This window comes from Microbispora sp. H10949 (assembly GCF_014161435.1).
GTDB classification, from domain to species: domain Bacteria; phylum Actinomycetota; class Actinomycetes; order Streptosporangiales; family Streptosporangiaceae; genus Microbispora; species Microbispora triticiradicis.
In genome coordinates this window covers 339,276-351,808 of sequence record NZ_JABBWZ010000009.1, presented here as the reverse complement: position 1 = coordinate 351,808, position 12,533 = coordinate 339,276, and the positions used below count along the sequence as shown (strand labels likewise).

General features: G+C 71.6%; 11 protein-coding genes. 8 read left to right on the top strand and 3 right to left on the bottom strand.

The window, feature by feature from the left end:
• The first annotated feature begins 37 nt into the window (after positions 1-37).
• From HHX40_RS24610 to HHX40_RS24575, 8 genes are all read left to right on the top strand, one after another.
• Positions 38-1,030 (top strand): ABC transporter permease, encoded by a 993-nt coding sequence (locus HHX40_RS24610; protein ID WP_182882495.1) that lies wholly within the window; start codon positions 38-40, stop codon positions 1,028-1,030.
• Complete coding sequence (locus HHX40_RS24605; RefSeq protein ID WP_111697633.1) at positions 1,027-1,869, top strand: ABC transporter permease; 843 nt, start codon at positions 1,027-1,029, stop codon at positions 1,867-1,869. Before HHX40_RS24610 ends, HHX40_RS24605 begins: the two co-directional genes overlap by 4 nt.
• Position 1,870: 1 nt before the next feature.
• On the top strand, positions 1,871-2,815 hold the full coding sequence (locus HHX40_RS24600; protein WP_138459846.1) for an ABC transporter ATP-binding protein: 945 nt from the start codon (positions 1,871-1,873) through the stop codon (positions 2,813-2,815).
• Positions 2,816-3,760, top strand: a complete 945-nt coding sequence (locus tag HHX40_RS24595; RefSeq protein ID WP_182882494.1) for an ABC transporter ATP-binding protein — start codon at positions 2,816-2,818, stop codon at positions 3,758-3,760.
• Positions 3,757-6,165 carry a glycoside hydrolase family 2 protein gene (locus HHX40_RS24590; RefSeq protein WP_182882493.1) on the top strand — a complete coding sequence of 803 codons (2,409 nt, stop codon included), beginning with the start codon at positions 3,757-3,759 and terminating at the stop codon, positions 6,163-6,165. The genes HHX40_RS24595 and HHX40_RS24590 overlap by 4 nt, the downstream gene beginning before the upstream one ends.
• 47 nt (positions 6,166-6,212) lie before the next feature.
• Complete coding sequence (manA, locus tag HHX40_RS24585) at positions 6,213-7,343, top strand: mannose-6-phosphate isomerase, class I (protein WP_182882492.1); 1,131 nt, start codon at positions 6,213-6,215, stop codon at positions 7,341-7,343.
• 88 nt (positions 7,344-7,431) lie between these two features.
• Positions 7,432-8,502, top strand: coding sequence for a polysaccharide deacetylase family protein (locus HHX40_RS24580; protein WP_182882491.1), 1,071 nt, complete (start codon positions 7,432-7,434; stop codon positions 8,500-8,502).
• A 60-nt stretch (positions 8,503-8,562) separates the two neighbouring features.
• A complete protein-coding gene (locus tag HHX40_RS24575) occupies positions 8,563-9,402 on the top strand; it encodes a CPBP family intramembrane glutamic endopeptidase (RefSeq protein WP_111697639.1) in 840 nt (279 codons plus the stop codon).
• 546 nt (positions 9,403-9,948) lie between these two features.
• Here the strand turns inward: HHX40_RS24575 and HHX40_RS24570 are convergent.
• The 3 genes from HHX40_RS24570 to HHX40_RS24560 are packed head-to-tail and all read right to left on the bottom strand — an operon-like array spanning position 9,949 to position 12,404.
• A complete protein-coding gene (locus HHX40_RS24570) occupies positions 9,949-10,665 on the bottom strand; it encodes a maleylpyruvate isomerase family mycothiol-dependent enzyme (protein ID WP_182882490.1) in 717 nt (238 codons plus the stop codon).
• Between the two features lie 30 nt (positions 10,666-10,695).
• Positions 10,696-11,478, bottom strand: a complete 783-nt coding sequence (locus tag HHX40_RS24565) for an ABC transporter permease subunit (RefSeq protein WP_182882489.1) — start codon at positions 11,476-11,478, stop codon at positions 10,696-10,698.
• Positions 11,475-12,404 carry an ABC transporter ATP-binding protein gene (locus HHX40_RS24560; RefSeq protein WP_182882488.1) on the bottom strand — a complete coding sequence of 310 codons (930 nt, stop codon included), beginning with the start codon at positions 12,402-12,404 and terminating at the stop codon, positions 11,475-11,477. The genes HHX40_RS24565 and HHX40_RS24560 overlap by 4 nt, the downstream gene beginning before the upstream one ends.
• Between the last annotated feature and the right edge of the window lie 129 nt (positions 12,405-12,533).

Below are 12,533 nucleotides of genomic sequence, written 5' to 3'. Positions count from 1 at the left end.
TGGGAGGGGGGCGCCGTTCCGCGACCGGGAGGTCGACGTGCGCCGCTACTTCGGCAGAAAGCTTCTCGTCTACGGCCTGACGTTCTTCGTGGCCGTGACCGTAAACTGGATGATCCCCCGGTTCATGCCGGGCGACCCCGTGCAGAGCATGCTCTCGCGGGCCAACGTCGCGCAGCCGGCGGCCGTCGAGGCCATGCGCGCCCACTACACCGCGATGTTCGGCTTCGACCTGCCGCTGTGGCGGCAGTACCTCAACTTCTGGGGCTCGCTGTTACGGGGTGACCTCGGCATCAGCATCTGGCTGTTCCCGACACCGGTCACGGACGTGATCGTCCGGGCCGTGCCGTACACGCTGGGCCTGCTGATCCCGTCCATCCTGCTGAGCTGGGTCGCCGGCAACCGGTTCGGCGCGTTCGCGGCGCGGCGCAAGTGGCTGGACAACACGGTGCTGCCGCTCGGCTACGTGCTGACCGCCACGCCGTACATGTGGCTGGCGATCCTGCTGGCCTGGGCGTTCGGCATCATCGCGGGGATCTTCCCGGTCGCCGGGGCGTACGGCTACGACCTCCAGCCGTCCTGGTCGGGGGAGTTTCTGGGCAGCCTCGCCCAGCACTGGTTCCTCCCGTTCGCCTCGCTGTTCCTGGTCGCGTTCGGCGGCTGGGCGATCGGCATGCGCAACATGATCATCTATGAGCTGGATGCGGACTACGTCAACTACCTGCGGGCGCTCGGCGCGCCGATGCGGCTGGTGCGGCGCTACGCCTTCAGGAACGCGATCCTGCCCCAGGTGACCGGCCTCGCCCTGCAACTCGGCGTGCTCGTGGCGGGCGCGCTGGTGACCGAGATCGTCTTCAGCTATCCCGGGCTCGGCCACCTGATCCTCCAGGCGATCCAGAACCAGGACTTCTTCCTGCTGCAGGGGACCTTCCTGTTCGTCGTCGTCGGCGTGCTGATCGCCAACTTCGTCATCGACATCGCGTACGTCCTGGTGGATCCGCGTACCCGCACGGGGATGGGAGGAGCGGCGTGAGAAACGAGGCGCTGCACTTCGCGCTGCGCAACCGCAAGCTGGTCGTCGGCACGGTCGTCGTCGCCGTCTTCCTCGTGGCCGGGGTGGTCGGGCCGATGACGATCGACCACAAGCCCGCCGACTACGTCGGGCCCGCCATGGCGCCGCCGTCGGGGGAGTTCTGGTTCGGCACCACGACGTTCGGCCAGGACGTCTTCGCCCAGTTCCTGTACGGCCTGCGGTCGACGTTCCTGGTGGGCGTGCTCGGCGGCGTGCTGGCGTCGGTCGTCGGCATGGTCGTGGGTTTCGTCGCGGGCTACCGCGGCGGGTGGGTCGACGAACTGCTCACCATGGTCACCAACATCGTGCTCGTGCTGCCCGCGCTGGTGGTGCTGCTGATCGTCAACGCGTACCTCGGGGTGCGCAGCGTCGGCGTGCAGGCGCTCTTCATCGGGCTGACCTCCTGGCCGTGGGCCGCGCGGGCGATCAGGGCGCAGACGTTCTCGCTGCGCTCACGCGACTTCGTGGACCTGGCCCGGCTGAGCGGGGTGCGCACCCCGAAGATCATTCTTCGGGAGATCGCGCCGAACATGAGCTCGTACCTGTTCCTGACGTTCATCCTGCTGTTCGGCAGCGCGATCCTGATCGCGGCCTCGCTCGACTTCATCGGGCTCGGTCCGACCGACTCGGTCTCCCTCGGGCTGATGCTCAACAACGCGGCCCGGTGGAGCGCCCTCCAGCTCGGCATGTGGTGGTGGTTCGTCCCGCCGGGGGCCGGCATCACGGCGATCGTCGGCGCGCTCTACGTCATGAACGTCGGGCTGGACGAGGTGTTCAACCCGAAGCTGAGGGAGATGTGACGTGGCGCTGAGTGTCACCGACCTCCGGGTCTACTACCGGACGCTGCGCGGCGAGGTGAAGGCGCTCGACGGCGTCACGTTCTCCGTCGCGGACGGCGAGATCATGGGCCTCGCCGGGGAGTCGGGCTCGGGCAAGTCCACGCTCGCCAAGAGCCTGATCCGGCTGGACGGCCGCATGCGCCACGCCGGCGGCACGGTCGAGCTGGACGGCAGGACGCTGCCGATCGCCGACGACCGGGCGATGGACGAGTTCCGCTTCCGGGAGGTGTCGCTCATCCCGCAGTACTCGATGAGCGCGCTCAACCCGACCAGGAAGATCGGGAAGATGGTCGGCGAGCTGCTGGCGGCGCGGGGCGTGCCCGGCGGCACCGCCGAGCTGGAGCGCCGGCTGGAGCTGGTCGGCCTGTCGAAGGACGTGCTCGGGCGCTACCCGATCGAGCTGTCCGGCGGCATGAAGCAGCGGGTGGTCATGGTGGTCTCCACGCTGCTGAACCCCTCGCTGCTGATCGCCGACGAGGTCACCTCCGCGCTCGACGTGTCGAGCCAGAAGGCCGTGGCCACCACGCTGCTCGGGTTCCGCGACCACGGGCTGGTGACCAGCATGATGGTCGTCACCCACGACATCTCGCTCGTCTACCAGATCGCCGACACGATCCTCGTGATGTACGCGGGGCGGCTGGCCGAGAAGGCTCCGGCCGAGGTGCTCGTCACCGCGCCGAGGCATCCGTACACCCGGCAGCTCATCTCCGCGCTGCCGGAGGTGGGGGTGCGCTACGAGGACCGGCGGCTGGCCGGGATCCCCGGCAACCCGCCGTCCCTGCTGAACCCGCCCGGGGGATGCCGGTTCCGGGACCGCTGCCCGGTGGCGTTCGAGCAGTGCGCCGAGCAGCCGCCGTTCGCGGAGGTGGCCCCCGGCCACCTCGTCGCCTGCTGGAAGGCCGAGTGAATGCTGAAACTGGATGGCGTCTCCAAGGTCTACCGCGTCGGCGCGTTCGGCGGGCGCGCGCTGACGGCCGTCTCCGGCGTCGGCTTCGAGGTCGGCGAGGGAGAGGTGGTCTCGCTCATCGGCGAGAGCGGCAGCGGCAAGAGCACGATCGGCCGGATGGTCCTGCGCCTCACCCAGGTCAGCGACGGCACGATCAGCCTGGACGGCCGGGACATCTCCTCGATCAGGGACCGCAAGGAGTACTACCGGCAGGTGCAGGGCGTCTTCCAGGACCCCTTCAGCTGCTTCAACCCCATCTTCCGGGCCGACCGGGTCTTCGCCTTGATCAAGGAGCAGTACTTCCCCGGGGTGGGCGCCCGTGAGTGGCGGGGGCGGGTGGAGGACGCGCTGGAGAGCGTGCGGCTCGATCCCGGCAACGTCCTCGGCAAGTATCCCCACCAGCTCAGCGGCGGCCAGCTCCAGCGCATGCTGATCGCCCGGGCCGTGCTGCTCGACATCCGGCTGCTGGTCGCCGACGAGATCATCAGCATGCTCGACGCGTCCACCCGGATCGACGTGCTCAACCTGCTCGCCGACCTGCGGGCACGGGGCCTCGGCATCCTGTTCGTCACGCACGACCTGTCGCTAGGCAACTACGTCAGCGACCGGACCGTGGTGCTGCGGGACGGGAGGATCGCCGAGATGGGCCCGACCCCCCTCGTGTTCGGGGACCCGAGGCATCCGTACACGCGCTCGCTGCTGGCCGCGGTCCCGCGCCTGCACACCAAGTGGACGGACGCCCCAGAAGACGGCACGGCGGAGGACCTGCCGTGCGCGTATCACGAGGCGGCGCAGGGGAGCCGGACCCGTCCCGGGCTGGCCGAGGTGGCGGACGGGCACTTCGTGGCCTGCTCCGGCTGCGCGGGAGCCGCGCCTGAGGAGAAGAAGACGAAGGAGAGAGCGTGAGCTCGTACCGTCCCCTGCACGACGGGTGGACCGTCACCGCCGTGTCGTCGACCGGGCAGCTCCGGCCCGTGGTCGCGGGGCTGCCCGCGTCGGTTCCCGGCTGCGTCCACACCGATCTCCTCGCCGCCGGGCTGATCGAGGACCCCTACCTGGACGACAACGAGGAAGGGCTCACCTGGATCGGCCGGACGGCGTGGGCCTACGAGACCACCTTCACCTGGGAGCCAGCCGAGGACGGCACCGGCGACGACCGGGCCGACCTGGTCTGCGCCGGGCTCGACACGGTCGCCACGCTCGTGCTCAACGGCGTCGAGATCGGCCGGACGGCCAACATGCACCGGTCGTACCGCTTCCCGGTGCGGCACCTGCTGCAGGCGGGCGACAACACGCTGCGGATCCTGTTCGACCCGCCGTACGGGTACGCGGAGGCGCAGAAGGCGGCGCTCGGCGACCGGCCCGGCGCGTACGACGAGCCGTACCAGTTCATCCGCAAGATGGCCTGCAACTTCGGCTGGGACTGGGGACCGACGCTGGTCACCGCCGGGATCTGGCGGCCCATCGGCATCGAGACCTGGAGCACCGCCCGCCTGGCCGAGGTGCGTCCCCTGGTGTCCGGAAACGGCACCGTCGAGGTGCACGTGACGGTCGAGCGCGCCGTCGAGCGCCCGCTCACCCTCACGGCCACGGTGGCGGGTGTGACGGAGAGTGTGACCGTCGCGGCCGGGGCGCGCCGGTCCGTCGTCACGCTGACCGTGCCGGACCCCGACCTCTGGTGGCCGCGCGGGTACGGCGAGCAGCCCCTGTACGACCTGGTCGTATGCCTGGAGGACGGCGAACGGGAGCACGAGTGGAGGAGCCGGATCGGATTCCGGTCGGTGGAGCTGGACCGGACGGGCGACGCGTTCACGGTCGTGGTCAACGGCGTGCCGGTCTTCGTGAAGGGGTTCAACTGGATCCCCGACGACTGCTTTCCCAGCCGGATCACCCGTGACCGCCTGGCCGAGCGGTTCGCCCAGGCGGCCGGAGCGGGCGCCAACTGCCTGCGGGTGTGGGGCGGCGGGATGTACGAGAGCGACGACTTCTACGACCTCGCCGACGAGATGGGCCTGCTGGTCTGGCAGGACTTCCCGTTCGCCTGCGCGGCCTACCCCGAGGAGGGGCCGTTCGCGGCGGAGGTCGAGGCCGAGGCCCGGGAGCACGTCGCCCGCCTGACCCGCCACCCGAGCCTCGTGCTGTGGTGCGGCAACAACGAGAACATCGAGGGCCACGCCGACTGGGGATGGCAGGAGAAGCTGGAGGGCCGCGGCTGGGGCGGCGGCTTCTACTACGACCTGCTGCCCCGGATCGTCGCGGAGCTCGACCCGGCCCGGCCGTACTGGCCGGGCAGCCCCTACTCCGGCTCCCCCGACCTGCCGCCCAACGACCCGTCCCGGGGCACCGTCCACATCTGGACCGTCTGGAACACCCACGACTACCACCACTACGCGACCTACACGCCGAGGTTCGTGGCAGAGTTCGGCTTCCAGGGCCCGCCGGCGTACGCCACGCTGCGCGCCGCGGTCTCCGACGACCCGCTGACGCCGTCGTCCCCGGGGGTCGCGCACCACCAGAAGGCCGTCGACGGCGGCCTCAAGCTGCTCCGCGGCCTCGGCGAGCACCTGCCCCGGCCGGACGGCTTCGACGACTGGCACTACTACACCCAGCTCAACCAGGCCAGGGCGATGGCCTTCGGGATCGAGCGGTTCCGGGCGCTCGCGCCGTACTGCATGGGCACGATCGTGTGGCAGCTCAACGACTGCTGGCCGGTCACCTCCTGGGCCGCCGTGGACGGCGGCGGGCGGCGCAAGCCGCTGTGGTACGCGCTGCGCCGGGCCTTCGCCGACCGGCTGCTCACCTTCCAGGGGGACGCGCTGGCGGTGGTGAACGACGCCGGCGAGGCGTGGTCGGGTGAGCTCGCCGTCGAACGGCTCAGCCTGGCGGGCGAGATCCTGGCCAAGGAACGCTTCGACGTCTCGGTCCCGGCGCGCGGCACGGCGTCCGTGGACCTGCCCGAGGCGGTGGCGCGGGCCGGGAACCCGGCGGGGGAGGTGCTGGTGGCGACCCTCGGCGACGCCCGCGCGCTGTGGTTCCCGCGCGAGGACCCGGCGATGGACTATCCCCCGGCCGAGATGGACACGGTGGTCGAGGAGACCGAGGGCGGCCTGCGGGTGACCGTGACCGCGCGGACGCTGGTGCGCGAGCTCGCGATCTTCCCCGACCGGCTCGATCCCCGGGCGACGGTGGACGACCAGCTCGTCACGCTGCTGCCGGGCGAGACGGCGGTCTTCCACGTCACCGGCGGCGGTCCCGACCCCGGCGCGCTGGTCCGGCACCCGGTGCTCCGGTGTGTCAACGAATCCCGTTAGTCTCGGACCGCGCTCGCTCTTCCCCCGCCGCATGCGAGAGGACGCACGTGGACCTGCTCACCAACCCCATCAAGGACTACCCCTGGGGTTCCAGGACGGCCATCGCCGCCCTCACCGGCCGCACTGCCGCCGGACCCGAGGCGGAGATGTGGCTCGGCGCCCACCCCGCCGCCCCCTCCCGGCTGACCAGGGACGGGGCCGAGACGACGCTCACCGACGTGATCGCCGCGGACCCGGCCGGGACGCTCGGCGAGACGGTCGCGGAGCGGTTCGGCGGGCGGCTGCCGTACCTGCTGAAGCTGATCGCGGTGGAGCGGCCGCTGTCGCTGCAGGTGCATCCGGACGCCGAGCAGGCCGCGGCCGGCCACGCGCGGGGCGACGCGAACTACACCGACCCGTGGCACAAGCCCGAGCTGGTCTGCGCGCTCACGCCGTTCACCGGGCTGGCCGGGTTCCGGCCCGCCGAGCAGTCGGCGATGCTGATCGACCGGCTGCACGTCGAGCCGCTGCGGCCGGTGGTGCAGGCTCTGGGCGACGGCGACGTGCTCGGCGCGCTGCGCACGCTGCTGGAGTGGCCGGGCTCCCGCCGGAAGCTGGTCGAGTCGGTGGTGTGGGCGGCCTCGTCGGTCCACGCGCCCGACTACGCGCTCGTCACGCGGCTGGCCCGGCGGTATCCGGAGGACCCGGCCGTGCTGGCGCCGCTGCTGATGCGGCGGCACACGCTGGCCCCCGGGGAGGCGTTGTTCCTCGGGGCCGGGGTGCCGCACTGCTATCTCGACGGCTTCGCCGTGGAGGTCATGGCGTGCTCCGACAACGTGCTGCGGGCGGGCCTCACCGGCAAGCACATCGACGTGGAGGAACTGCTGCGGATCACCGACCCCGTGGCGCAGCCCGTGGTGGTGGAACCGGACGACGGCGCGTACGTGCCGCCGGTGCCGGAGTTCCTGCTCCGCAGGATCGCGCCCGGCGCGGCCGGAGCGCTCGTCGAAGCGGCCCCCCGGATCGTGCTGTGCGTCGAAGGCGTCGTGAACGTGGGCACGACCGGGGGCGCCACTGGGGGTGGCGAGGTCAAGCTGCGTCCCGGGGAGTCCGTCTTCGTCCCCGCCTCCGAGGGACGGGTGCACATCGGCGGGGACGGCGTGGCCTTCTGCGCCGAGCCGCACATGTCTCTCACTTAGCGTGATGTTTGTCCTACGCGCCGTGAAGTGATCGCATCCGGCGGGTAGGAGCCCCTCATCGTCAAGCGCGGCCCGATGAGGGGGATCCATGGGGCGCTTCAGGATTGCCGGCGTCGTCGCGGCGCTGGTGGGTGTGGCCGGGGCCTCCGCCACGCTCTCCGGCTGCGCGGCCGGCGGCGGCAAACACGCCACGCAGGCGGGCCAGGCCGGTCACCAGCGGAACAAGGTGGCCAACGAGGCGGCGCTGCGCAAGTCCGAGATGGCCGCCGCCGCCCAGGTGAAGGCCAACGAGCTGGGACAGATCCCGGTGATCATGTATCACCGGATCGTGCAGAACCCGCCGCCCGGCGACGACCGCAGCCCGAAGGACTTCCGGGACGAGCTGGAGCGGCTGGCGGCCGAGGACTACGTGCCGATCACCGCGGCCGAGTACGTCACCGGAAAGATCGACATTCCGGCGGGCAAGCACCCGGTGGTGCTGACGTTCGACGACTCCTCGCCCGCCCAGCTCACACTGGACGGCATGGGCAACCCGGCGCCGGACTGCGCGATCGGCATCCTCATGGACGTCGCGAAGAAGCACCCGGGCTTCCGGCCGGTGGCGACCATGTATGTGATCAAGGACCTGTTCGGCAAGGCCCGTCCGGAGGAGCAGATCCAGGTCCTGCAGTGGCTCAAGGACCACAACTTCGACATCGGCAACCACACCCGCGATCACCTCAACCTGCTCGGCAAGCCGAAGGACGAGGTGGAGAAGCAGATCGCGGCGGGGCAGACGCTGATCACGTCGCTCATCAAGACGCCGCCGGTCACGCTCGCCCTGCCGTACGGCAACCAGCCGCACGAGAAGAAGTGGGCGCTGCAGGGGGCGTCCGGCGGGGTGCGCTACGACTACAAGGGCGTGTTCCTGGCCGGGTACACCCCCGCGCCGTCGCCGTTCACCAAGGACTTCGACCCTCTCAGCATCCCGCGGATCAGGTCGAAGGAGAACAAGGTCGGCGACTGCAAGAAGTTCTGCTCGATGGCCTGGCTCGACTGGCTGAAGGCCAACCCCACCGACCGGTACACCTCGGACGGCAACGCGAAGACCGTGGCCTTCCCGAAGTTCAAGGCGGCTTTCGTGGCACCGGCTTTCAAGACCAGTGTGCTGCCGTACTGAGCGGGCTGAACGGGTTGCGCGGGCGGACGGCCGTGTCCCGGGGGCGGCTACCCTGCCAGCATGGAGGACGTTCCCGGACGGCCGGTCGCCGCCGTGCCCGATGAGCAGGGGCCCGCTGAGCAGGTGCCCGCCGAGCAGGACGGCCTGCGTGGTCTCACCCCGCGGCTGATCGGCCCGGAGATCGTCGCGGTCTTCGCGGTGTCGCTCGGCGCCAGCGCGCTGCTGTCGCTCATCCGCCTGGTCGGCGCGCTGACCGCGCCGAAGGAACTGGGCGACCAGCACGCCGTGCTCGTCGGCTCGCTGGCCCCCGGCCGTCCGTGGCTGGACCTCACGCTGCACCTCGCGGGGATCGCGGTGAACGTGGCCCCGGTGGGGCTCGTCGCGTACCTGCTGGCGCGGTCGGGCGAGTCGATGCGGACGATCGGGGCCGACTGGCGGGAGCCGGGCCGCGACACGCTGCGCGGTGCCGCGCTGGCGGCCGTGATCGGCGGCACGGGGCTGGTGTTCTACCTGTTCGCCTTCAGGTCCGGGATCAACCTCAACGTCGTCCCGGACAGCCTGCCGGACGCCTGGTGGCGGGTTCCCGTCCTGATCGCCGAGGCCGCCCAGAACGGTGTGCTGGAGGAGGTGCTGGTCAGCGGGTATCTGCTGCACCGGCTGCGGCAGCGCGGCTGGTCGCCGTGGCGGTCGGTGGGCGCGTCGGCCGTCCTGCGCGGCTCCTACCACCTCTACCAGGGCTTCGGCGGCTTCGTCGGCAACATCGCGATGGGCGTGGTCTTCGGCCGGCTGTACCAGCGCTGGGGGCGCACGATGCCGCTGATCGTCGCGCACACGGTGATCGACGTGGTCGCCTTCGTCGGGTACGGCCTGCTGCGCGGCCGCGTCTCCTGGCTGCCCTGACCTGCCTTTCGTCCGCTGTCCGATCGGGTGGCTAATCGGGCCGAATGCGTTCTGTATGGCGCGCCTGATTGCTTTGGGCCCGATCCCGGTGCATCGTTGACGCGCCGCCGCACGTCTGGATCCCCCCGGGCAAACCGGCCAGTCCTGGCCGCATCTTCTTTCGGGGACTTCGCATTGAGACGTTCAACGGCTGACATCACATATCCGACATCTAGTTCATGTCGCGCTACGCGCAGGCCGGGCGGCCTGACCCGGCCGCCCGGCCGCGTACGTCCCGTCCACCCACCGCGGCGGCGCCGGCTCCGCGCGCACGGCGCTCCCTGCGGCGGTCCGTCTGGCAGGGCGTCCGGGCCTGTCACGGGCAGCGCCGGGTCTCCCGCCGCGGGTTCCGCTGTACGCCCCGCTGTCCGCCCTGCCGGCCGTCCGTGCCGGGCACTCAGGCGTACGGGACCGCGGCCCGCGCGGACACCGGCCCGGCGGACCACGCGGGTCTTATTACCGCCGGTGCCGAGGCCGCGGTCGGACCCGTTACGCCAGGCAGCGCTGTTACGCGAGGCAACGCAGTGAGCTGCGGACGCGGGGGTCGAGCAGGTGGTCGGCGGGGAGGCGGCCGACCGTCGCCTCCACGAACTCCTCGGGGGCGAGATCGGCGGTGAGGCCGTCCACCTGCACCTCGATCCGGCCGCAGACGGGTACGACCTGCGCCTTCGACCCGTGCTCCGCCAGCGCGAACAGGCCGACGGGGACCCGCCACCCGAGGCGGTCCCCGGCCTCGTCGGGCGTCACCGGCGCCCCCACGTCGTCGGCGTGCGTGGCGTACTCCGAGTCGTAGTGGAAGGTCTGCAGGCCCACCGGGTACGGCCCGGCCGACGTGTGCAGGGTGCCGTCGCGGCCCAGGGCCCGCATCCGCCGGCGCGTCTCCGCGTTCTTCGTCCGCCACTCGTCGAGCACCTGCTCCACCGGCAGCCCGCGGCGCCTGCGCACGCACCATTCGTTGAAACCGTCGAAGCCGCCGCGCACGCCCTCGTGTTCGAGCATCTCGAAGAACCCGTCGATGTCGCCGTCGAGGCACGCGTGGTTGTACAGCTCCTCACCCGCGAGGTGGGCCAGCACGTCGCGGGTCGTCCAGCCCTCGCATCTGGACGGGCGGTTCCAGCCGTCGTCGTCGAGCGAGGAGAAGTAGCCGTCGAGCCGGGCGGCCTCGGTGTCGAAGATGTCGAAGGGGTCGAGCCCCGTCAGTTCGTCCCGTGCTGAGGTCGTCATGGGGAAGCCGTACCCGGCGCTCGCCCGGCATCACGCGTCCCTGCGGGTCAGCAGGACGGCGGCCACCCCGTACGGCACGGCCACCCAGGCGATCATGACCACGAGCGCGGCGGCGGGAGAGAGCAGCGACCCGGCGACCGAGCCGGGGTTGCCGGTGCCGGCCAGCTCGCCCGCCAGGGCGCCGGGGAGCACGGAGCCGAGGCGGTCGCCCCACGGGGCCGGGAGGTTGAAGGCCACGAGGGGAACGACGTACCAGACGGCCACCAGGACGGCGATGGCGGCGACGGCGGACCGCGTGATCGTGGCCAAGCCCAGCCCGAGCAGCGCGAACATCACGATGGCCAGGCTCATCGCGAGGAAGAACGGGAGCTGCCGGGCGAGCGGCTCGGCCGACTGCCCTCGGATGGCACGGTCCCCGATGATCAGCCGCCCCAGCGCGTGTGTCGCGAGGATGGCCGCGAGCCCGGCGCAGAACGCCACGACCGCGAGGACGGCCGCCTTGGCGGCCAGCACCCGCCCACGCGACGGCATGACGGTGAACGTGCTCCTGATCATGCCGGTGGCGTACTCCCCGGAGACGGCGAGCACGCCCAGCACGGCCAGGCACAGTGAGCCGACCATGCCGGTCATGTCCGGCAGCGACGACACGGCGAGGTGGTCCCGCTGGTCGGGTGGCAGGCCGTCCCAGAGGCCCGCGGCGTACCACGCCAGCAGGGCCGTGAGGCCGACGACGACCACCACCACCCCGAGGACGACGGAGGTGGACCTTAGGGTGCGGAGCTTGAGCCACTCGGCGGCGAGCGCGTCGATCACCGGTCCGTCCTCTCACTCAGGGGATTGGCGCTCACGTGGTCCGTCACGGCTTCGGTGAGCCGCAGGTAGGTCTCCTCCAGCGAGGTGGCGCGCGGCGTGATCTCGTGCACCGGGATCGCGTGCCGGGCGGCGAGGTCGCCGATCTCGACCGGGTCGAGCCCGCGCACCGACAGGCCCTCCCCCTCCGGGGCGACCGTCCCGCCCACGGCCGGCACCGCGGCCGACAGCGCGGCGGCGAGATCCGCGGCGCGCGTGCTGCGGACGAACACGTCCCGTACGCCCGTCAGGTCGCGCATGGCGGTGTCGGCGAGGAGCCGTCCGCGGCCGATGATCACCAGGTGGTCGGCGGTGAGCTCCATCTCGCTCATCAGGTGGCTCGACAGCAGCACCGTGCGCCCCTCGGCGGCGAGACCGCGCATCAGCTCGCGGATCCAGCGCACGCCGTCCGGGTCGAGGCCGTTGACCGGTTCGTCGAACAGCAGCACGCCGGGATCGCCGAGCAGCGCGGCGGCGATGCCGAGGCGCTGCCGCATGCCGAGGGAGAACCCGGCGATCCGCTTGCGCGCCACCCCCGCGAGGCCCACCTGCTCGATCACGGAGACGACCCGATCCCGGCCGAGGCGGTTGCTGCGGGCGATCCAGCCCAGGTGGCCGAGCGGTGTGCGACCCCCCTGGACCGCCCCGGCGTCCAGGAGCGCGCCCACCTCCCGCATGGGGTGGCGGATGCGGGAGTAGAGGCGGCCCCCGACAAGCGCCTCACCGCCCGCCGGGTGGTCGAGGCCGAGGATCACCCGCATGGTCGTCGACTTGCCGGCGCCGTTCGGCCCCAGGAACCCGGTGACCCGGCCTGGTTTCACGTGGAACGTCAGCCCGTCCACGGCGACCGTGCGGCCGAACCGTTTGGTCAGTTCTCTGACTTCGATCATGCCTCGACGCTCCCGCGCGGCGGCCCCTGTCGGCGTCGGGCCCGGGGGCGATCTTCTCGCCGTTTCTCCGACCACGGGATGACCGACCCCGGCGGGAGGCGGCCGGGGCTCCGCGCGGTCTACCGTGGG

What these genes read in the sequence shown, in the direction of transcription:
- HHX40_RS24575 (WP_111697639.1), top strand. Translation starts at nt 8,563, where the DNA reads ATGGAGGACGTTCCCGGACGGCCGGTCGCCGCCGTGCCCGATGAGCAG.
- HHX40_RS24560 (WP_182882488.1), bottom strand. Translation starts at nt 12,404, where the DNA reads ATGATCGAAGTCAGAGAACTGACCAAACGGTTCGGCCGCACGGTCGCC.
- HHX40_RS24580 (WP_182882491.1), top strand. Translation starts at nt 7,432, where the DNA reads ATGGGGCGCTTCAGGATTGCCGGCGTCGTCGCGGCGCTGGTGGGTGTG.
- HHX40_RS24595 (WP_182882494.1), top strand. Translation starts at nt 2,816, where the DNA reads ATGCTGAAACTGGATGGCGTCTCCAAGGTCTACCGCGTCGGCGCGTTC.
- HHX40_RS24570 (WP_182882490.1), bottom strand. Translation starts at nt 10,665, where the DNA reads ATGACGACCTCAGCACGGGACGAACTGACGGGGCTCGACCCCTTCGAC.